Source organism: Calditrichota bacterium, assembly GCA_016867835.1.
Taxonomy (GTDB): Bacteria; Electryoneota; AABM5-125-24; order Hatepunaeales; family Hatepunaeaceae; genus VGIQ01.
In genome coordinates this window covers 1-20,954 of the sequence record VGIQ01000024.1, presented here as the reverse complement: position 1 = coordinate 20,954, position 20,954 = coordinate 1, and the positions used below count along the sequence as shown (strand labels likewise).

Annotated in this window: 15 protein-coding genes; 5 read left to right on the top strand and 10 right to left on the bottom strand. The window is 57.5% G+C overall.

From position 1 onward, the window contains the following. The 6 genes from FJY67_04290 to FJY67_04265 all read right to left on the bottom strand — a co-directional run bounded on the left by FJY67_04290 (position 1) and on the right by FJY67_04265 (position 5,115). Complete coding sequence (locus FJY67_04290) at positions 1–1,761, bottom strand: arginine--tRNA ligase (GenBank protein MBM3328681.1); 1,761 nt, start codon at positions 1,759–1,761, stop codon at positions 1–3. After that, on the bottom strand, positions 1,632–2,093 hold the full coding sequence (gene rsfS, locus FJY67_04285; GenBank protein ID MBM3328680.1) for a ribosome silencing factor: 462 nt from the start codon (positions 2,091–2,093) through the stop codon (positions 1,632–1,634). The genes FJY67_04290 and rsfS overlap by 130 nt, the downstream gene beginning before the upstream one ends. Further along, complete coding sequence (locus tag FJY67_04280) at positions 2,002–2,649, bottom strand: LytR family transcriptional regulator (protein ID MBM3328679.1); 648 nt, start codon at positions 2,647–2,649, stop codon at positions 2,002–2,004. The genes rsfS and FJY67_04280 overlap by 92 nt, the downstream gene beginning before the upstream one ends. 56 nt (positions 2,650–2,705) lie before the next feature. After that, on the bottom strand, positions 2,706–3,203 hold the full coding sequence (locus FJY67_04275; protein MBM3328678.1) for a hypothetical protein: 498 nt from the start codon (positions 3,201–3,203) through the stop codon (positions 2,706–2,708). A gap of 65 nt (positions 3,204–3,268) precedes the next feature. Continuing rightward, complete coding sequence (locus tag FJY67_04270) at positions 3,269–4,018, bottom strand: UDP-N-acetylglucosamine pyrophosphorylase (GenBank protein ID MBM3328677.1); 750 nt, start codon at positions 4,016–4,018, stop codon at positions 3,269–3,271. Next, positions 4,015–5,115, bottom strand: coding sequence for a pantoate--beta-alanine ligase (locus tag FJY67_04265; GenBank protein MBM3328676.1), 1,101 nt, complete (start codon positions 5,113–5,115; stop codon positions 4,015–4,017). Before FJY67_04265 ends, FJY67_04270 begins: the two co-directional genes overlap by 4 nt. On the opposite strand from FJY67_04265, the gene FJY67_04260 reads away from it, so the two are divergent. The 4 genes from FJY67_04260 to FJY67_04245 all read left to right on the top strand — a co-directional run bounded on the left by FJY67_04260 (position 5,116) and on the right by FJY67_04245 (position 10,584). Further along, the gene (locus tag FJY67_04260; GenBank protein MBM3328675.1) at positions 5,116–5,529 is read left to right on the top strand and encodes a winged helix-turn-helix transcriptional regulator; all 414 of its coding nucleotides are present in this window, start codon (positions 5,116–5,118) and stop codon (positions 5,527–5,529) included. After that, positions 5,468–7,621 carry a cation-translocating P-type ATPase gene (locus FJY67_04255; protein ID MBM3328674.1) on the top strand — a complete coding sequence of 718 codons (2,154 nt, stop codon included), beginning with the start codon at positions 5,468–5,470 and terminating at the stop codon, positions 7,619–7,621. The genes FJY67_04260 and FJY67_04255 overlap by 62 nt, the downstream gene beginning before the upstream one ends. Before the next feature lie 104 nt (positions 7,622–7,725). Next, a complete protein-coding gene (locus FJY67_04250; protein ID MBM3328673.1) occupies positions 7,726–9,228 on the top strand; it encodes a carboxypeptidase M32 in 1,503 nt (500 codons plus the stop codon). Positions 9,229–9,333: 105 nt separating this feature from the next. Then, positions 9,334–10,584 carry a nucleotide sugar dehydrogenase gene (locus FJY67_04245; protein MBM3328672.1) on the top strand — a complete coding sequence of 417 codons (1,251 nt, stop codon included), beginning with the start codon at positions 9,334–9,336 and terminating at the stop codon, positions 10,582–10,584. Positions 10,585–10,651: 67 nt separating this feature from the next. Here FJY67_04245 and FJY67_04240 read toward each other — a convergent pair whose 3' ends face one another. From FJY67_04240 to mfd, 4 genes are all read right to left on the bottom strand, one after another. After that, positions 10,652–11,974 carry a hypothetical protein gene (locus FJY67_04240; GenBank protein ID MBM3328671.1) on the bottom strand — a complete coding sequence of 441 codons (1,323 nt, stop codon included), beginning with the start codon at positions 11,972–11,974 and terminating at the stop codon, positions 10,652–10,654. Beyond that, positions 11,971–12,783: a peptidyl-prolyl cis-trans isomerase gene (locus FJY67_04235; GenBank protein MBM3328670.1), complete on the bottom strand. Its 813-nt coding sequence runs from the start codon at positions 12,781–12,783 to the stop codon at positions 11,971–11,973. The genes FJY67_04240 and FJY67_04235 overlap by 4 nt, the downstream gene beginning before the upstream one ends. Before the next feature lie 183 nt (positions 12,784–12,966). Then, positions 12,967–15,411, bottom strand: coding sequence for a hypothetical protein (locus FJY67_04230; protein ID MBM3328669.1), 2,445 nt, complete (start codon positions 15,409–15,411; stop codon positions 12,967–12,969). Positions 15,412–15,516: 105 nt separating this feature from the next. After that, positions 15,517–18,735 (bottom strand): transcription-repair coupling factor, encoded by a 3,219-nt coding sequence (mfd, locus tag FJY67_04225; GenBank protein MBM3328668.1) that lies wholly within the window; start codon positions 18,733–18,735, stop codon positions 15,517–15,519. Between the two features lie 374 nt (positions 18,736–19,109). Between mfd and FJY67_04220 the strand changes: the two genes are divergently transcribed. Continuing rightward, positions 19,110–19,805 (top strand): NYN domain-containing protein, encoded by a 696-nt coding sequence (locus FJY67_04220; GenBank protein MBM3328667.1) that lies wholly within the window; start codon positions 19,110–19,112, stop codon positions 19,803–19,805. Positions 19,806–20,954 lie beyond the last annotated feature (1,149 nt).

Here is a 20,954-nt window from a genome sequence, read left to right as displayed (position 1 = left end):
TTACATCCTCTCAGGCGCTTCGACGCCGATCAGTTCCAGCCCTTCCTTCAAGACCGCCGCAGTCCCACGGCAGAGCGCCAGTCGCGCGGAAGACCGTTCCCGGTCATCGGTCAGCACCCGGTGTTTCGTATAGAAGTAATGAAACGCCTTCGCAACGTCGATCAGATAGGTCGTCATTAGCGACGGCTCAAGACTCCGCACCACCGCCTCAAGCGTCCAGTCGAAGAGCATCAACGACCGAAGGACGTCGAGTTCCTCCTTTTCCTGCAAGAGGTTCAGATACTTTGCAGGGGTCCCGTTAAGGGCGTCTGCTCCCGGTTGGCGCAGAATAGAACAGATGCGGGCGTGGGCATACTGGACATAATAAACCGGATTCTCGTCCGAATGCCGTTTGGCCAGTTCGATGTCAAAGTCGAGAGGCGTCGAGATCTTGCGCCTCAAAAAGAAAAACCGCGCCGCATCGACACCCACCTCATCGACCAGTTCATCGAGGGTTACGAGTTGACCGGCACGCTTAGACATCTTGACCGGTTCGCCGTCGCGCAGGAGATTAACCTGCTGGACAATGATGCCTTCATAGAAACTGTCCGGCAGCCCCAACGCCTTCAACGCCGCCTGCAGCGTGATGATCGCGCCGTGGTGATCGGGGCCGAGCAGGACGACTGCCTTCTCAAAACCGCGTCCAAACTTGTCGAGATGATAAGCCATATCGGGCACCCGGTAGGTTGCCCGTCCCTCCGAAGTCACCATCACCCGGTCGTCTGTATCCCCAAAAGCCGAAGCCCTGAACCATAGCGCCCCCTCTCTTTCGTAAGCCTGATCGACCTCTTTCATCTTCCTCACGACATCTTCAACCCGGCCGTCGGTGTGAAGCGATGCCTCCCGGAACCAGACGTCGAACCCAACCCGAAAGCGATTTAATTGCGTTCTTTGCCGCTCGAGCATCCAGTTGGTCGCCCATCCCCCGACGCTTTCGTCATTCTCATAGGCCGCTTCATGTTGAGCCTCCTGCCAGGCTCGGGCGATGTCAAGAACATATTCGCCGTGATAGCCGTCCTCCGGAATGACGACTTCCGCAATGCCGGACCTAATTTGATCCGACCGTGCCAGCACCGAAGCACCGAGCAATCGTACCTGTCGTCCGGCATCATTGAAGTAGTATTCGCTTACCGCATCGAAACCACGTCGCCGGAAGATGCGGATGAGGGCATCTCCAACCGACGCGGCTCGCGCCGAAACGACGTTAAGCGGGCCGGTAGGATTGGCGGAGACGAATTCGAAATTCCACCGGCGACCGGCACCTTCGCGGCTGGCGCCATACTCGCCTGGACTTACAAGGATCTCCCGCAGGAGATTGTGAAACCAGCCGGGGGCAAGGTGAAAGTTGAGAAAGCCGGGAGGCGCTGCTTCGACGGCACCAACACCCTCGCTTGATGTGGGATAGCGGCGCGCAATTTCTTCTGCTACTTCTATGGGTTTGCGGCCAAGCCGCGCGGCGATTACCATCGGAAGGTTGGAAGCAAAATCGCCAAAGGCACCCTGACGCGGCAGTTCGACCCGCGCCTCGGAAACTTCAACGCCAAGCGAAGATGCCAGGTCGCGCAGATGTCCGGCTATTTCGGCCGTCAACCTCACGACTCCTCCAGACCTTTGATATTCACAACTTTGGCATCCCCCCAGAGGCGTTCGAGGGCGTAATAGGTGCGCGCATCGGGTTGGAAGATGTGCACTACGATATCGACGTAATCGAGCAGAATCCAGCGTCGGGTGTCGGCGCCTTCAGTATGAGCTGGACGATAACCCATGGCGCGCATTTCACGTTCGATATGGTCGGCGATGGCGGAGACGTGAACATCGACAGCACCGCTGCATATCACAAAAAAGTCGGTGAAGTCGGTTGCAGCGCGAACGTCGAGGACGAGGATGTCGAGAGCCTGTTTGTCGGCCGCAAGGAGCGCGGCGCGGCGGGCGAGGGTGCGAGGCAGCAGTGCCCGGCGGGGTTTAGCGGGCAAACGGCAACCGCTTATAATCCTTGCCGATGATGAAGGTAAGATCGAAGTCGAGCCCGGCTGGCCCGGCTTGATTGGAGACATGGGATTCGTCGACGCCAAGCACCCGTGCAAGGTCGCGCGCAGCGCCCTGGATACCGCTGCGATTGACCACTTTCGACATCCGGTAGTCCTGCCGGTCGGCATTGCCAACGTCACGAACGTCGTAGTTGCGTCGCGCCAGCCAATCGCGCGCCCGCTTGGCAACACCCGGCACACCGCAGCCGTTCAAGACTTGAATACGAATCTTCGATCCGGCTGCCGGTTCACGTTTCGGCTCGCTAACCGGCTCGCGGACGACGGGGGGCTCCTCGATCACCGGATCGCTGGTATAGACCTGCGTAACCGGCGTCTCGTCGAGCACCGAGAGCGGCGGCGAAGAAGGTGTCGAAGGCGATGCCGATTCCGGTGTCTGAAACGCCTCTTGAGCAGCCGGTGGCAGCGGCGTCCCGCCCTGGGAACGATAACGATCGACCCAGAGACCAATTGAGAGCAGCACCTGGACGATCATCAGTCCAATCAAGAGATCGAGACGGACGCGCAGGCGGCGGTCGGGATCGTCAGCGTCGTATCTCATTCGCGGCCGAGGATTGGTGGACATCGCGAACCTGATGTATCCGAAAGAAGATTGAAGGTAAATCGAGTCATGGAGACTGGTTAGCGACCGGTGCGGAGAAAGTCCGATCCGGCACCATAGTCGAACGGCCAGTCGCGGCGCGATCCGAACCTGTCGGCAGGGCCATAGTAACCCGGTCCTCGAACAAACTCGAGCCGCATGAAGAGGTTCTCTGACGGCCGGTAGTCAAGTGCTGCACCGCCGACCAGTGACGAAAAGCCACCCTCCATACCGTAACCGCTGATACGGCTGTTCTGAACTCCCATCAGGAGTGATAGTGTGAGCGGATTGGAGAGTTTGTAAGCCATATTGGTCGCATACATGCTTTGCAGGAGCGACGACCGCCCGGCGGAACTGAAACCCATACTCACCTGATGGTTGATCGTCAGGCGCGAAGGATCGAGCAGCAAGCCGCTGCCCGAACGACCGCCGATCAGATAATCCTTGAAGCCGAGTTGCGTCTGATTGCTGTAGGGCCCGGCTATCGCAACTGTCGCCAGAAGAAGCGCAACTAATGCGACGGTTATTGTGATTTTCATAAAAATTATCTCCTGTCTCCCTACAAGGGTGATTCATTTCATATTACGAAATCGGCAGCCGCTTGTCAACCGCCGCGACGGACGGCAAGCTGCACCTCGAGCACAGCCAACTGGGCTGTGTCGTTGACGCCTGCAACTTCGACTGGATCGTCGATATGCCAGGCCGCCAGAGGAAGCCCGTCGTTGCGCAATAACGCCACTGCGTCGGTGATATAGAACTCCCCGGCAGCATTGTTGCTGTCGATCCGGGCTAGGGCTTGAAATAACGCCCGGCTGTCGAAGATGTAGATTCCAGCGTTCACTTCGTAAATGGCACGCACGCGCTCATCGGCATCTTTCTCCTCAACAATGCCTATCAACGCCCCTTCCGGGCTGCGCAGTATCCTCCCGTAACCAGCCGGATCGTCAGGCGTAAACGTAAACACCGTCCCTACTGAGACGGTCCGGCGATGATGTTCCAGTGCTTGCTCAATGGACCTCTTCCTAAGAAGCGGCACATCGCCGGAGAGAATGAGCAGGTCGCCATCGAAGTCAGAGAGCAGGTCTTTGCCTGCCATTACGGCATCGGCTGTGCCGCGCTGTTCAACCTGAACGGCATACTCAACACCGGTGGCTTTGGTCTGCCGCTCTACCTGCTCCCGTCCATGGCCTATCACAAGAATAATGCGCATTGCACTAACATCGCGAGCCAGATCGATCACGTAGTGCACCAGCGGCCGGCCGGCGAGCGGATGGAGCACTTTGGGCAGGTCCGACTTCATCCGTTTGCCTTTGCCCGCCGCAAGGATGACGGCGATGAGCGGCCTAATAGTCATTCAACGCTCCCGCCTGCAATCGGTTTCGTCTCACCTTCCGGGCCTACCAATACGTTGTCGATAAGGCGAGTCCTGCCGACGAAGATCGCTGCTGCCAGTAAGGCCTTTGAGCCTATCTCACTCCTCAGCGACAAGTTGTCCGGATCGACAACCTGGACATATTGAACCTGAGCACCGGCGTCAACCACGCGCTGGCTTACAATTCTAATGATGTCATCTACCTTAACAGCACCGCCTGCAGCCATTCTGCGCGCCGCTTCAAGCGCATGCGGCAGCGTTGCAGCAACCCTGCGTTCGTCAGACGATAGATAACGGTTGCGCGACGACATCGCAAGCCCGTCCGGTTCGCGGAGCGTTTCACCAAAGTGGAGTTCAACCGGCAGGTCGAGGTCTCGCACCATTCGGCGGATAACCATCGCCTGTTGATAGTCCTTCAGCCCAAATGCAGCCGCATCGCAGCGGGTAACGTTGAATAACTTGAGCACTATAGTCGAAACGCCTCGAAAGTGCCCCGGCCGGAAAGGAGCGCAGAGCGTAGTCAGCAAATCCGCAGGCTCGATATAAGTTGAAAAGCCATCGGGAAAGACCGCTTTCCGTTCGGGAGCGAAAACGACGTCGCATCCCGCACCGGTGAGTAGCGATAAATCCGAGACTTCGTCTCGCGGATAGCGAGTGTAATCCTCCTCCGGTCCGAACTGGATCGGGTTGACAAATATACTCGCCACCTTTCGGTCGCAGCATCCGTCAAGGAGCCGAAACAGACTCAAGTGTCCGGCGTGTAGCGCACCCATCGTCGGAACTAAGCCAATGCGCAGTCCTTCCCGATGCCACAGGTCGGCAAGTTGCGACATTTCCTGCGGCTGTCGCAGGATTCTGACCTTTTTGTTGGTGGTGTTCAGGGTTTTGGTTGTCGTCGAAAGTCGGTACTCAACAATATACGCATTAGTGTTGTTCAAGTCCTGATCCTTCGGCGAATGAAAAGCCCGATAAGCGACTTGGGCTATTCGCCCTCGACCAAATTCAAAGATTGAGCATGACCACCTGCAATAAGGTTGACATCGTGCGAGAGAGATCGTAATATATAAACAATGACTCATATGATAGACATCCTCGACAGTCCCGGACTGTGTGAGGTTCAGGAAGTCAACCCTGAAGTTGTGGACCGGATACGGCAGGCAATCGGAGCGACAGACCTCACATTGCGCACCGCGGCGATCTTCAAGGTCGTTGCGGATCCGACCCGGCTCCGGATCGTCCAGGCGTTGCAGGAGGAGGAACTATGCGTCTGCGACCTTGCAGCAATCGTCGGCCAGTCGCAGTCAAGCACTTCGCACCACCTGCGTTTGCTCCGTCAGCGCAACCTCGTCAAGGTTCGTCGTCGCGGCCGTATGGTCTTCTATTCCCTTGCCGATGCGCACGTATCGGCGCTGCTCGCAGTAGCGCGGGATCATGCGCGGGAAGAACTGCCAACCCCAACCAGTATTAACGCCGAGGTTACACTTGCCGGATAGATCGCTGCTTACGTTCGACGTCTCGGGAATGGACTGCCCGTCGTGCGCTTCCCATGTCGCGGGAGCCGTTTCCAAACTAAATGGCGTCCGGCAGGTGGAGGTCGATTTAACCGGTGGTGTGATGACGCTATCGCCGGGGAAACAGCATCCGGAGGCGATAGCAAAAGCCGTCGAACGAGCCGGCTATCGTGCCGTTCTGCGCGTCGAAACGGATACGGTGCTTCCAGAGAATGATTTCCAGTGGAAACCGCTTCTGCCGATAGTGACCTCGATTCTGTTGGTAGGCGCGGGCATTACCCTGCGGGATTTTACCGGATATGACCTTGCCGGTATCGTCTTGATCGCTGCGGGCATGTCTGCCGGCGGATGGAGCGTTGGATGGAAGGGCCTAAAGGCGCTCCTTAAGGGACGTTTGGACATGAACTTCCTAATGGCTGGAGCCGCTGTCGGAGCGGCTCTACTCGGAGAGTGGACTGAAGCCGGGCTGCTAGTCGTCCTTTTCGGCATTGCAGAATACATCGAGGAAGCGAGCCTGAACCGCGCCCGTCGCGATACCCGGAGGTTGCTGGCATTGACGCCCCGAACCGCGCTTCGCCTTGAAAGCGGTCAGCCGGTCGAGCGACCGGTGCACCAGTTGCGCATCGACGACCACGTGTTAGTGAAGCCGGGGATGCTTCTGCCAGCAGATGGCGTTGTTGTGGGAGGCTCCACTTCCGTCGATCAATCGAGCATCACCGGCGAGTCGGTCCCGATTGCGAGATCCGCGGGAGATGACGTCCTCGCCGGCACCTTGAACGGCGAAGGCGCGCTCGAAATCCGCGTGACTCGTGCTCCAGGGGACTCCACCTTCGACCGGATAGTGCGCATGGTCGAAGCCGCGCAACGTGCCCGGACACCGGTGCAGACCACGATTGAGCGCTTTGCGGCAGTTTATACCCCGGTGGTAACCGGCCTGGCGCTTCTTACGGCGGTTATTCCGCCGCTCTTGTTCGGCTCACTCTGGAGCGAGTGGATCTATCGCGCGTTGGCGCTGCTGGTCATCTCCTGCCCCTGTTCGCTCGTCTTTGCATCCCCCGTGACGGTAGCCGCGGCATTGACTTCGGCGGCGCGCAGCGGCGTCCTGATAAAGGGCGGACGATACCTCGAGCAGGTCTCGCGCTTGAAGGCGTTCGCTTTCGACAAGACCGGCACTATCACCGAAGGCCGCCTGACGGTTCGCCGGGTCGAGCCGCTTAACGGTCTATTACCCAATGATCTACTTAGGCTTGCGGCTTCAGTGGAACTTCACTCTGAGCATCCCATCGGACGGGCACTCGTCTCAGAGGCAAGCGCGCGAGGCCTCAAACTGGTCTCACCGATGAACTTTCGGGCTTTGCCGGGGCGGGGAGCTGAGGCAATTGTCGAGGGGCAACTCATTACGGTTGGAAAAGGGCTGCAGGATAACGGCAATGGTCACCTAACTGCTTCGCAACAGGCATTCACTTCAAGCGATTGGGACGCCCTCACGCCGGTGTTGGTCCGGTCCGAGGAAGCCGTTCTCGGCGTTATCGGGCTCTCGGACGCGGTCCGGCCCGCTGCCAGGGCGACTTTCGACGATCTGCAGAGCCAGGGTATCGGACACCTGGCTATCCTTACCGGTGATCAGACTGCCGTTGCACAGAAGGTTGCGAAAGATGTCGGTGCCGGAGAAGTCCACGCCGGACTGCTGCCGGGCGAAAAGCTGGAGGCTATCCGACGCATTAGAGAACATTACGGCCCCGTCGGAATGGTCGGCGACGGCGTCAACGACGCTCCAGCGCTTGCGGCGGCAGATATCGGCATTGCCGTCGGCGGCACCGGGTCCGATGCCGCTCTCGAAACCTCCGACATCATCCTCCTGAGCGGGCGTATAGACCGCCTCCCGTGGCTTATGCGACTCTCGGCAAAGGTCAACCGGATCGTTGCCGTCAATATCGGACTCGCAATCGGGATCAAAGCACTCTTTCTGATCCTCGCACTCTCCGGATATACCTCGTTATGGCTGGCATTGGTGGCGGACGACGGCGTGGCGCTGCTCGTCATTTTCAACGGACTACGGGCTCGTAAAGGTTGAAGCCTGTTGCCTGTCACGATGCATTAAGGTAACTTGTAACCGGTATCCATCATCACTTCCTTTCGACTCTTCACCTTTGTATCAACTTCATTCCGTAAACAACCTTGTCAACAACAACATATACAAGCCTTAAGGCGCTTCAGAGTGAAGTTGCCATAATCGGTCGCATCGAAGCGCTCCTCGAATGGGACGAACGTTGCTACCTCCCCGAAAAGGCCTCCCCGGGACGTGCAGAACAACTCGCCTGGATCGCGGGACTTAGGCATCGCAAGGCGACCGATTCAGCCATCGGCGACCTACTTGGACAGTTGAAAGGCGAATCGGGCCTATCCGAGCAAGAGCAGGTCAACGTCCGGGAGTGGCAGCGCGACTACGACCTCGCAATGAAACTCCCGGTCGAACTTGTCGAGGAGATGTCGCGGATTACGACATTGGCACAAAGGGCCTGGCGTGACGCACGGGAGAACAACAACTTCCAGGCATTCGCTCCGCACCTATCAAAGGTCTTGGAACTAAAGCGGCGTCAGGCTGACTGTTATGGCTGGAGCGACGAGCCCTACAGCGCGCTCCTTGACACCTACGAGCCGGGTGCAAAGACCTCGGAAGTAGCGGCGGTCTTGTCGCAGTTACGTGATCGACTGGTGCCTCTCGTTCGCAAAGTGGCGGAAGCCCCGCGCAGGTTCGATACGTCGTTTCTGCGCAGCGACTTCCCGGTCGAAGCCCAACGGGTCTTCGCCGAACGGGCGGCGCGCGCTATCGGCTACGACTTCGAACGCGGCCGGCTCGACGTTACAACTCATCCATTCTGCACGACGATCGGACAATGCGATGTCCGCATCACCACCCGCTTCTATCCAGACTATTGGAATGCGGCATTCTTCGGCGTCCTTCACGAGGCCGGACACGCTATCTACGAACAGAATCTTGAGGCGGAATTCGAAGGCACCCCGATGGGCGACGCAGTTTCGCTCGGCATTCACGAGTCGCAGTCGCGGATGTGGGAGAACTTTGTGGGGCGGTCGGAGGGTTTCTGGCGCTATTGGTATGGAGAACTACAACAAACTTTCCCGACGTTTCAAGGTGTGCCGCGCGATCGGTTCCACTTCGCCATCAACGAAGTGAAGTCGTCGTTTATCCGGGTTGAAGCTGACGAAGTGACCTACAATCTCCACATCCTGCTTCGCTTTGAACTGGAGCGTGCGCTATTGTCAGGCGATCTCTCAGTTGCCGACCTTTCGGGCGTCTGGCGTGAGCGGTTTCAATCTTACTTTGGCATTCCCGTCCCGACCGACACCGAAGGCTGCCTTCAGGACATCCACTGGAGCGCCGGTCTGATCGGTTACTTTCCAACCTATTCGCTCGGCAACCTGAACGCGGCAATGCTCTACGCCAAGGCATCCGAGGACCTCGGTGACCTGAATGCGATGTTTGCGATGGGCGAATATGCTCCGCTAAGGACTTGGCTCACCGATAGAATCCACCGCCACGGCCGAAGGTACCCACCGGCGAAGTTGATCGAAGTCGCCACCGGACGACCGCTCGATTCTACACCACTGGTCGATTACCTGACCGCCAAGGTCGAGACGTTATACCAAGTGAACGAATAGCATAGAGCGAAAAGGAAGAACCTGCAAACTCCACCGGAGACCTCCAGCCGGGCAACGTCTATCGCCGCCTTCCAGGACCATACCGCAATAATCGGCATCGTCGGAATGGGCTATGTAGGACTGCCTTTAGCCCTCGAATTTGGGCGCAAAGGCCTTGCCGTGATCGGCTTCGATATCGACCAGGACAAGGTCGATATGCTGAAAGAGGGTCGATCCTATATTAAGCATATCCCATCTGATGCCGTCGCTGCGGTAAGCCGGGCGGGGATGTTCGACGCCACAACCGACTTTCGCCGTATTGCAGAAACCGACGCTGTCATAATATGCGTCCCAACGCCGCTCGGTCCGCATTGGGAGCCGGACTTGTCGTTTATCGAATCGACCGCCCGCTCGATAGCCCCCTACCTGCATCCGGGTCAATTGGTATCGCTCGAATCGACGACTTATCCGGGGACCACGGAAGAAGTGTTGGTTCCCTTGTTGGAGGCGGGGTCCGGGCTAAGAGCAGGGGTTGATTTCCGGGTCGCTTTTTCGCCGGAACGTGAAGATCCCAACAACCGCAACTATACCACCGCGACTATACCCAAGGTCGTCGGCGGACTTACGCCCGAATGTCTCGCAGTTGCCTCGGCAATGTATGGTGAGATCATCGAACGGGTGGTGCCGGTATCGAGTTGTGCGACTGCGGAGTCAACGAAACTTCTGGAGAACATCTTCCGCAGCGTCAACATTGCGCTGGTGAATGAACTGAAGGTGATCTTCCACCGGATGGGAATCGATGTCTGGGAGGTGATCGAGGCGGCTTCGACCAAGCCGTTCGGCTATATGCCATTCTATCCGGGACCCGGCTTAGGCGGACACTGTATCCCGATCGATCCGTTCTACCTATCCTGGAAAGCGCGCGAGTATGGGATTGCGACACGCTTCATCGAATTGGCTGGCGAGATCAACACCGCAATGCCCGAATATGTCATCGATCAAACGATGAAGGCATTAAACGAGCGCCGACGGTCATTGAAGGGAACCAGAGTATTGATCGTGGGATTGGCTTATAAAGGCGACGTCGATGACTTGCGAGAGAGTCCTTCGCTCAGGCTGATAGAACTCTTTGAGACGGCGGGAGCCGAAACCGGCTATTACGATCCCTTTATTCCGGTGATTCCAAGGACCCGGGAGCACGCTTCGCTGGCGGGAAGGCGTTCGATCGACTATGAAGAGGCGGGTCAGTTCGATGTGGCGGTGATCTCGACCCGGCACAGCCCGGTCGATCATGCGCAGTTGCTAAAGTGGTGCGAACTGGTCGTCGATACCCGGCGCGCGATTGCCGGAAGCCATCCGAATCTGGTGCGGGCGTAAATGCTGAGTGTAGAATGTAAAATGCGGAATAATGTAGATTGTCAACGATGGCGATAAGACTGATTCTTCACTCTTCACTCTTAACAACTAACGGCGGCTCGATGTAGTGCCGGTCGAGTTGTTCCTGCAGCCACTTGACAAAGGTCTCCTCGCGTCGGGCGGTGAGTGCCGCCTGTTCTATATCCTGCCAGTCTTCCTTGAGCGATATCGGTCGCTCAGGATAAATCCGCTCCACGCGCACCAGATGAACGCCGAATTCGGTGTCGAACGGTGCGGTTAGATCGCCATCCTTTAGCCCATCCAACGCTTTCCGGAATTCTTCAGGGAGATCGGCTACCTGATGCCGGTCGAGCCGTCCACCTTTATCGCGCGACTCCCGATCCGACGAGAACTCCCGGGCCAATGCACCCATGTCTTCCCCGCCCTCGAATATCCGACGTTTTATCTCCTCAGCCTGTTGCCGCCGGTCTTCCCAATCCTCAGGAGTGGGCGCAAGTTTCGCCAGAATGTGCTGGCTTGAAATACGCTCGCCCTGCCGGTCGATAAGCCGGATGATGTGATAACCGAAAGGCGATTCGACGACATCGGAAATCTCACCCGGCTCGAGGGCATAGGCCACCTCTTCGAACTCGGGAACCAGATCGCCGCGGCTGGTGAATCCGAGCCGCCCGCCCCGGGCGGCAGAGGCATCGTCCGACCGGAGGGCTGACAACGAGTCGAAGTCGGCACCCAAACGCAGCGCTTCCATGGCCGATTCGATCTTATCCCGCGCCTTTTGGATGGCCTCCTCCGACGGCTGGACATCCAATAGTATATGCGACAACTCGACGCTTGCCGGTCGCTCGGGAAGCCCGGCCTGATTACGGGTAAAGAAACGCTCGACTTCTTCCCGACTCACCTGCACCGATCCGAAGAGCGACCGGCGCACCATATCTATCAACATCCCCTCCCTTACCGCCTTGCGAAGATCGTTCTTGATCCGGGGCAGCGGCCTACCGAAGTATTCTACCAGACGTTCTTCGGAACCGGCTTGCTGCACGAGAGCTTCGAACCGCCGGTTCAATTCCCGGTTGACGACTCGATCCTCAACTTGCAGCGTCTCCTCGTTGGCTCGAGCCAGCAATATCTTCTGGGTAACATAGGACTGGATAACTTGCCTCCGGACTTCGGCCAGTTTCTCATCGCTGATACCGGTCCGGATGCCCTGTTCGAGAAGGAGCGAGTTGATCCCGTAGGCAACTTCAGATTCGAGAATGATCTCATCATCGACGACGACACAAATGCTGTCGATCGTCTCCGCCGCCGGGAGCATCCTCGATCCCAGCGCTATAGCCAGCAGCGCACCGGGAAGTATCATCCTCTTCGATCTCCCAACCTCTAACCTGATCATTGTTCGTCCACTGCGTTACGGGGAGGATTCCATTCCAACTTGCCGCGTCGTCTCAGGTCTTCGACCATGCGGCTTGCCAGTTCATGCCTCAGGCTGCTGCGCTCCACGGCTTCAACGCGACGGGCGATGACGTCGCTCACGTCTTCGAAGTGCTGCGGAGTGCCCTTATCATGCCGTTTCAGAAGACGAAAGAGGAAGAAGTTATGACTCAGTTGTCGGATGTTGGAAATACCCCCCAAAGGAAGATTATGAAGCGTGCGGTAAAGCGATCCGGCGGTATCGGATACTTCTGAAATCGTCAGACTTCCTTGCGACACAGTCTCGAATTCTCCCGGTTGAGCCGGACCGGGACGGGCACCGGTTAAAGTCTCGCGTCGGGCTTCGAGAGCCTGCCGGTTCGACGACTGCCAGTATTCGACAACAAGCCGGGTTTCGGGCCAGACGAATTCGGTAGCGTGCTTGGCATAGTAGTCTCTTAATCGGGCAATACTAATGCTCTGGGAGGCGCTGCTTTCCAATTCGATCAGCCGTGCCACCAGAAGTTGCCGCTGCAGGTCATCGGCGCGCGTTGCCACCCAGGCGTCGTCGTGAAGCCCTCTTTCACCGGCAGCATAGACCAGCGCGGCGTTTTCGACCCAAGCCCTGATAAATGCCGTGCGCATCTGCTCGGTAACCGGCTCGGTATGGATAGCCGCCTCCCATGCTTGCAGTTCAGTCCGGGTCAGGATTTGGTCGCCGACCCGGGCTAAAGGCGGTTCGGTGTCGCCCTGTTCAACCGGCCGGCAGCCGTTGGCAAACAGAATCAGCAATGAGAAAAGAGCAGGTGTTACCGATATCGGGAACCTGTTTCGTAACTCACCCAACTGCCAGCGGTCACGTGATCCTTTAGAACGACACTTTGAATCCGGCATCTCCACCCTGACCTTACCACGATTCAACTTCCCATCCCATTACTCATTCTGCATTCTACATTCTGCATTCTAAGTTCAGCATCACTCGCCCTTGGGCTGCAGTTTGATGACCGGCGCATCTTTGGAATCGTTCTTCGTCCCCGGCTTTACTTCGAGTTGTCCTTTGGGAGTCAGTTTGACCGTGGACTTCTTCGGATCGATTTCCTTGCCCTCCTTGTCGAGGTATCGCGGCTCACCGATCTTGACCTGGACCTTCTTGCCCTCCTTGGTTGTGAACTCCTGCTCTGAACCGGGGCGCAATTTCAGTTTGATTTGATCTTCGCTCTGTTTGCGCAGACCGGCTTGGCGGCGTTGTTCTTTCCAGTCGCGTCGCTCTTTAGCGGTCGTTTCGGGGAGCTGCTCAATCTCCGGCCAGACTGCGCGAAGGACATCCTCGTGGAAGGTGATGTTGTAGGCACGGCGAATTTCCGCCTCCCAATCTTCTTTGATCTTCGCCTGCTGATTGAACCGGACATCTGGCTCGATCTGACGGCGCACTTCGTCGAACGACTGGATCTTTTCCGGTGTAAGTTCAATCAATTTAACCACCGAGAAAAACTTGTCGTTCTGGATAGGACCAGCGATCTCACCGACCTTCATCTCTAAAGCCTTGCGGGATACCGGGCCATAGTCGTCCTTGCCAAACGGTCCGAGTCGTCCACCCTTTCCTTTGGCGTTTTCACGCATCGTGTAACGGCGGGCAAGGCTCGATATCTCTTCCCCCTTTTTGATCCGACCGAGCAGATCGTTCGCCAGTTGCTTGTCATCTACCATCACTTCATAGATCGACGCACTGGCTGCCTGACCATATTTGGCGCGGTTCGCTTCATAGTATTGCTTTAGTTCAGCCTCGGTGGGCGCAGCCTTGTTGAAGACCATCTCGCGCTCGATTTCGGGCAGAATGGCGTTGTCAAGCGCCCGCTTGCCGTCCTGAATCACTTCCGTGCGGTCGTAGTAGCCTTCCGATTTGGCAAGTTCATTAAGGTATCTCGGCGTGGCAATCGGATCGGTCATCTCGCGGACCCACGACTCATCGTTGCGGAAGTTGGGGGGGAAGCGGTGGTCGCCATACATATCGACCAGTTGCTGCAACTTGACTCCGCCCAGCCGGTCCCGCACCACAAGCATTTCCCGTTCCTGCGGAGTGAACGACGAGAAGAGGTTCACATTGGTCGGGGTGCTTTTGTCGGAAAGTTTGCGCAGGATAAGTTGCACCACCGGCCGGTCGTATTCCTGTCCAAAGACACGGCGGACGCTGTCGAGATAGGCGTCGGCGACGATCTTTAGGGTGTCGCGGTAAACGCGGGAGAGATTGGAAAGGACTTCTTCACGCACCTCGCTATCGTCGAGCGAGCGCTTCTTATCGCGCTTTTCATCGAGCCGGATAATATGGTAACCCTTGTAGGTGCGCACCGGGCCGGTGAATTCGCCGACCTTCATTTTGTGGCCGGCTTCCCAGTATTCGGTCGGCATTGTGCCTTTGGCGACCCAGCCGACATCGCCGTTGACCCAGGTTCGCTCGTCTTCACTATATTTGCGCGCCAGTTGGACGAAGTCTGCGCCTGACTTTTTGGCTTCAGCGAGGATCGATTTCGCACGCTCAAATGCAATGGTCGTCTCGGCCGGTGCGTCTCGGCGGTTGACCTTGACCAGAATGTGCGAGGTGCGATAGTCCCAGTTAGTCGGGCGGCGTTCGATCATCTGAATGATATGATAGCCATAGCGAGTCCGCACCGGAGATGAAATCTCGCCCGGCTTCAACTTCCACGCCGTTTCCTGGAACTCATCGACCATCCGGCCCCATCGGAAGAAACCAAGATCACCCTTGGCAGCGGGCTGGAGCGACTTATCCTCGCTGTAGGTATCGACCAGCCGGGTGAAATCGTTGCCCGACTTCGCAGCCTGCGAGGCTTCGTTGATCCGGTTCCAGTAGGTTAGCGTGTCGCGCCCCCGCACGGTCGTGTCCATCGCGATCAGGATATGACGGCAGCGAACCTCCTCCTGGTCGTGCTCGTACCAGTCGAGTATCTGTTTCTCGGCGAAGCAGCGGTCGCGGACGCGCTCGTTGTAGAGCAAATCGCCAGCGCGCCGCTCGACAGCCGAGCGATACTCTTTCTGAATGTCCTCGCGTTCAGCAAAACCGAGTCGTCTTCCTTCGAGCAACTTGGCGTCGCGGACGACATACTCGGTGATGATATTGAGCCGCTCCTTCAGGGGCTGCTTCTCAGCAGTCGATTCGTCGCGATGTCGGATAAGCATCCAGTCCTTGAACTGCTTGACGGTCATCGCGGTGTCACCCCAGGTTGCGACTATAGTATCGTCGGTTACAGCCTGGCGGCGTGAACAGCCTATAAACAGCGCCAACAGCGCTGCAGTCAACATTAAAGCCGAAAGGAAGAACGTACGGCGCATAGAGAAGGTCTCCGAAATGTGGAATGTAGAATGCGGAATGTCATGCTGAATACGGTAATGGACCTTGATCTGCATTACAGACAAGGTCTATCATCGCAAAGAGGCAGTCGCAGATGCGAGGAGCAAAGTTAGCCTCGCTATGTTTACGATTTTACAAGCACTCCAGCACAATGGAACAGCCTAACCTTGTAATATAGATGACTCGGCAAGGCTCTGCAAGAACCTGACCGCGGTTTTAAGTCGGTCGGACTCACGAAACCGCCGGATTAACTGCACTGGTGAGGTCATTTTGAATTCGATCTCGTCCGGCTTGGCCGCAGTCAGGAGTTGATGGATTTTGCGACGGGCATCCTCCGGCGCTTCAGGGAGGATCAGTCCCGCCGCCAGGAAACCGTCGTTTATAGCCAGAGTCAGAAAGCGAAGGCGACGCGACAACAACTTTAACCGCGCGATCCACAACAGGTTCCCCGCCGGAAGCGGCGGCGGCCCAAAGCGGTCTGCCAGATCCCGCTCCAAACGGTCGATTTCGGGTAGGTCGGTCGCACGTGCCAACCGGCGGTAGAAGTCATACCTCAGGTCGCCGTCGTCGATGTAGTCCGGAGGCAGAAGTGCGGGTCCGTCAAACTCGACCGACGTCTCCCAGTCGGCATTAGTGTCATCGGGTTCGTCGCCGCGCACCGTCCGGACCGCTTCCTCAAGAAGTTTCGTATATAGATCGAAACCCACCGCGTTGATGAACCCCGATTGCTGTGAACCGAGCAGATTCCCTGCTCCGCGAATTTCGAGGTCGCGCATTGCCACCTTCATCCCGCTGCCGAGGTCGGTCAGTTCCGCCAAAGTTGCGAGGCGTTGTCGGGCTTCGGTGGTCATCGCCAGGCGCGGGGGTGTCAGTAGATAAGCATAGGCTTGCCGGCTCGACCGGCCGATCCGACCCCGGATTTGATAAAGTTGTGCCAGACCGAACTTGTCAGCGCGGTTGACTATTAGTGTATTGGCATTCGGGATGTCGATGCCAGACTCGATGATTGTAGTGCAAATCAAGACGTCATTACGCTGGTGCATATAGTCGAGCATCGTCCGCTCGAGATCTTCCTCCTCCATCTGCCCATGCGCGACGGCATAGCGCAGTCCCGGCACAAGGCGCTCGAGCATCGCTTTCACCGCGGATATCGACTCGACCCGGTTATGGACAAAGAAGACCTGGCCGTTGCGGTCAGTCTCGCGCAGGATCGCATCGCGAATCAACTCTTCGGAGAAGGCGTGGACTTCGGTCTGAATCGGAAGCCTCAGCGCTGGAGGGGTATTGATCTGTGAGGTGTCACGTGCGCCCATGAGCGCGAGATGCAGCGTCCGCGGAATCGGTGTCGCAGTCATCGTAAGCACATCGACCGAGGTTTTTAGTTGCTTGAGGCGCTCTTTGTGCCGGACGCCGAAGCGATGCTCCTCATCGATGATCACCAGCCCAAGACGTTTCAGTTCTACATCCTTCGACAATAGCCGGTGCGTCCCGATGACGATGTCGCACTCGCCCTCCCTGAGCGCAGATAGAGTCGCCTTCTGTTCACGCGAGGTTTGGAACCGCGAAAGAGCCGCGATTTTGACCGGATAGGCGGCGAGTCGTTCGCTGAAGGTCTCGTAATGCTGCTGGGCAAGAATCGTCGTCGGAACCAATACCGCAACCTGATGACTCTCCTGAACGACTTTGAAGGCGGCGCGAATGGCAACCTCGGTCTTGCCAAAGCCGACATCACCACAGAGCAGCCGGTCCATTGGGTGTGCTGCTTCAAGGTCGGCTTTGATTTCGCTCGTGGCGGTGGATTGATCGGGAGTGTCGTCGAACTCGAACGACGCCTCCATTTCGGACTGCCAATGAGTGTCGGAAGGATAGGAATGACCGACCGCTGCCTTACGCCGGGCGTAAAGCGACAGCAGTTCATCGGCCATATCCTCGAGCGCCCTTTTCGTCCGTTTCTTGGTGCGCGCCCATTCGGTGCCGCCGATGCGTGAGAGAACCGGCTTGGCGCCTTCCGAACCGATGAATTTCTCGACCAAACCGAACTGCTCAACCCGCACATAGAGCAGGACGTCTTCCTGATACCGGATGCGCATCACTTCCTGATACTCACCGCGCACCTTGATCGTTTGCAGTCCTTCGTAGCGACCAATACCGTAGTCGGTGTGGACGACCAGATCACCGCGATTAAGGGAGGAAAGATCGAATGCCGCGCTGCGCCTGCGAAAGCGCGCGTGGCTGCGTCGCTGTCGGCGACGGCCCCACAATTCATGAAGCGTCAGCACCGCAAGGCCGGCGGACTTGAGAATGAACCCGCCCGATAGTGCCGGTGTGACCGTGCGACCTTCGAGCCCCCCTTCCGTCAGCAGTTCCTCGAATCGCTCGCACTCGCCGGCAGTGTCTGCGGTTCCGAAGATCGTAAGGCCGGCTTCCCGATATCGCTGCAGGTAATCGGCCAAACTGCCCATGGCGGGAACGTATGGATCGGGACGGCGGGCAGCAAAGTCAAGGATGTCGCCCGAGCGACGGATTTCACCAGGATAGACGACCTGCCGGAAGCCCTCAGCCTGCCGGAATATCTCTTTTATGGGATGAAATTGCAGCCTTTGAGGAGTCGCTTCCGAGTCGAAAGCGCCCCTATCCTTTGCGCCACGACGTCCGACGGATTCGGCGCGAGTTAAAAACTGCTCAATGCGAGTTTCGATAGCCTCCCGGTCGTGCCAGTAGATGAGCGCTCCGGGGGGGAGAAGATCGAGCAGCGACCGACTGTGCGAATCCACCTCGCCACCGATGAGCAGTCCAAACTGTTCCACCTTTTCAACGCTGCGCTGGGTCGTTGGGTCGAACTTACGCAGTTCCGAAATGGAGTCGCCGTCAAACTCGATTCGGAGCGGAAATTCGTGCCCGAAGGGGAAGATATCGAGCAGCCCTCCACGCACGGCATATTGGCCTTGCAGATCGACGACGGTCTCGCGACGGTAGCCGGCTTCGGCAAGATTGGCGAGCAAAAGCGAGCGGGGGTAGTCATCGCCGATCTTCAGTCGCAATGTATTGCGGCGAACCCAATCGCGATCCGGCGATGGCTCGAGTAGCGCTTCGGGCTGGGTCACATAAATCGCCGGCGAGCCGCTGGCGAGTCGGAGCAACGCTTCAGCGCGTTCGTTTCGCGGACCGGACGCGAGCGGCTCTGTTTCGAAGGGATGGAGGTGCCGCGGCGGAAGGAAACTGACTGCGTCGGCGCCGACGAGCACGGCGAGGTCGTCGAGCATCTCCTCGGACGCCGCCGGTCCCGGCACGACGACCAGTGCGGGCAGGTCAAGTTGGCGCAGCACGAGAGCCGGTATTAACGCCGGCAGCGCCCCAACCAACCCGGTCACCTTTGCCAACACGTGCTCCCCAGATAGCTCAGCCGTCAGGGACCGGGAGCTTGGGAGGTCGAGTAACTTATCGAGTAGCGAGTTCAAGTCAGTTGGAGATACGAGTTACCAGTTCGAGGAACGAAGTACGAGATTTAACCTGCAATTATCAACATCTTGTAGATAGACCAATGTGGTGGTCGCCATCCACTCAGTCAACTTGGGAATAGTTTACCTTCTGACTATATTGTAATGATCTTCTTGTACTTGGTACTTGATACTTGATACTTAAGTTCATGGCTCTCTTCTACATACGGATGCCTGGCGGTTCCAGGTTGCACCCGAATAGCACTTTTGTTCACCATAATAGTCCTTGTTCCTCGAACCTAACACCTTGAAGCCCAATGTATCGTATCGCGATTCTGATTGACGGAAATAACTTCTACAAAGGCTGCCAACTCAACTTCAGCCGCACCGACATCGACTTCCGCAAGTTTGGTCTGAAGATCTGTAATGCGGTAGGCGGCGACCTGTTACGGATCTACTACTATAACGCTCATGTGTCCAAGACGCTCGATCCGCTCGGCTACCAGCGGCAGCAGAAGTTCTTCGACAATCTCCGCGCGACGCAGTTCGTAACCTTGAAGTTAGGGCATCTAGTCTATCATCGCCTGCGCAGCGAGCAAGGCTTCTCTTCACAATACTTTCCGACCGAGAAGGGAATCGACGTCCAGATCGCGGTCGATATGGTGCGATTCGGTCTCCTCAAGTCGTGCGAGGCGATCGTTCTGGTGAGCGGTGACAGCGACTACATCTATGCCGTTCGATTCGCCAAAGACCTCGGATGCAACATCTTCGTGGCATCGTTTCCGCTGGGAGGCTCGCGGGAACTGCAAAACGAAGGCGACGGGCACATCTTGCTCGACCGCGCCTTCATCCAGGACTGCCTGATCCGTTCCGACGATAGAAAAGCGAAGAGCGAAGAACCAAGAACGAAGGTCGAAGAAGCCGAGGAGGAGATCTCCATTCCACCGATTCTGCCGATCGAAGAGGAGGTCGTCGATTCAGCGCTGGAGGAAAGTGAGCGCGCGAGCGAGTAGCGCGTGGCAAGTGAGCCAGCAGGCGAGTTATCGCTCACTTGCCCACTTGCCTACTTGCTTACATGCTCACTCTCCTACTCCCCCGCCTCCCGCATTGCCCTCGCATAAGCCGCCAGGACAACCGGATCGCGTTCCAGATCCATCTTCGCGGCAATCCGCTCCCGGGTTTTCCCCTTCCCCAACCGATATAGCGATGATACCGCTTCCGCCCGCAGTGCCGGCTGGTCGCTTTCGAGCGCCCGTTCGATAGCCTTTACTGCTCGACGCCGGGTTGCCGGATCCAGAACGGTATCATTCTTGTCTGCGGTCAGTATCTTCGCCAGCGCTCTTAGCCCCAGTTCGGGATAGCCGGCGCTTCCATTTTCCAAATAACGCACCAATGACTCGCAAACCTGGCTCCCGAAACGTGATAGAGCCTCTATTGCAGCCGACCGGACGGTGAATTGCTTATCGTCGAGCCGGGCGATAAGGTCGTCGATTAGTATGGAATCCCCCAGAGCCTTGGCGGCTCCTATCGATGCGAGCCGGTTGCGCTCCTTTTCCGACACTATGAACTTCGCCACCGACGGCGACGCTGCAACCTCGCCAATCTGTCCCAACGCATTCAAGAGCGCTCGATGCGACTTTTCGACCCGCTTGTCATCGAGGAGCGCCATCATCGCCGGGACGGACGGCTTCCACTTAATCGCACCGCAAAGATAGGCGGCGTTGCCGACTGCCCAACGGTCCGACTTAGGCGTCAGGCAGGTTGTCAGGAGCGGTCCTGCGGAGTCGGGATAAGCACGAGCGAGGTCTTCCATCGGGCGAAGTTCAAGGGAGTTTTGGGTTGAGATCTTGTTGTCGATTACCCACCGCACCGCCTCCGGCTTGGTGAGGATTGCCTTACGAGCGCGCTTAACTGAGGCGCGCGCCGAGCCGACTTCCCACTGCGATGCATCCTTGAAGAGGTCTTCGACGCTGCGGGCGCTGTCCTCCGCTGTCAAAACCGGATCCAGAATTGGCTCCTCCTTCTCGGTTACGACATCCCGCGCCATATCGATCCCGATGCCCCAGCCTTCCTGGATCCAAAGTGACGAGTCGGCACCCGGTTCGTCCCGAGGGTAAGAATCACGCCCTTCCTCATCGATGAAGATCGCTACACCTCCAAAT

What these genes read in the sequence shown, in the direction of transcription:
- FJY67_04220 (MBM3328667.1), top strand. Translation starts at nt 19,110, where the DNA reads ATGTATCGTATCGCGATTCTGATTGACGGAAATAACTTCTACAAAGGC.
- FJY67_04265 (MBM3328676.1), bottom strand. Translation starts at nt 5,115, where the DNA reads ATGAGTCATTGTTTATATATTACGATCTCTCTCGCACGATGTCAACCT.
- FJY67_04245 (MBM3328672.1), top strand. Translation starts at nt 9,334, where the DNA reads ATGGGCTATGTAGGACTGCCTTTAGCCCTCGAATTTGGGCGCAAAGGC.
- rsfS (MBM3328680.1), bottom strand. Translation starts at nt 2,093, where the DNA reads ATGTCTCCAATCAAGCCGGGCCAGCCGGGCTCGACTTCGATCTTACCT.
- FJY67_04255 (MBM3328674.1), top strand. Translation starts at nt 5,468, where the DNA reads ATGCGCGGGAAGAACTGCCAACCCCAACCAGTATTAACGCCGAGGTTA.
- FJY67_04275 (MBM3328678.1), bottom strand. Translation starts at nt 3,203, where the DNA reads ATGAAAATCACAATAACCGTCGCATTAGTTGCGCTTCTTCTGGCGACA.
- FJY67_04280 (MBM3328679.1), bottom strand. Translation starts at nt 2,649, where the DNA reads ATGTCCACCAATCCTCGGCCGCGAATGAGATACGACGCTGACGATCCC.
- FJY67_04270 (MBM3328677.1), bottom strand. Translation starts at nt 4,018, where the DNA reads ATGACTATTAGGCCGCTCATCGCCGTCATCCTTGCGGCGGGCAAAGGC.
- FJY67_04260 (MBM3328675.1), top strand. Translation starts at nt 5,116, where the DNA reads ATGATAGACATCCTCGACAGTCCCGGACTGTGTGAGGTTCAGGAAGTC.
- FJY67_04240 (MBM3328671.1), bottom strand. Translation starts at nt 11,974, where the DNA reads ATGATCAGGTTAGAGGTTGGGAGATCGAAGAGGATGATACTTCCCGGT.
- FJY67_04230 (MBM3328669.1), bottom strand. Translation starts at nt 15,411, where the DNA reads ATGCAGATCAAGGTCCATTACCGTATTCAGCATGACATTCCGCATTCT.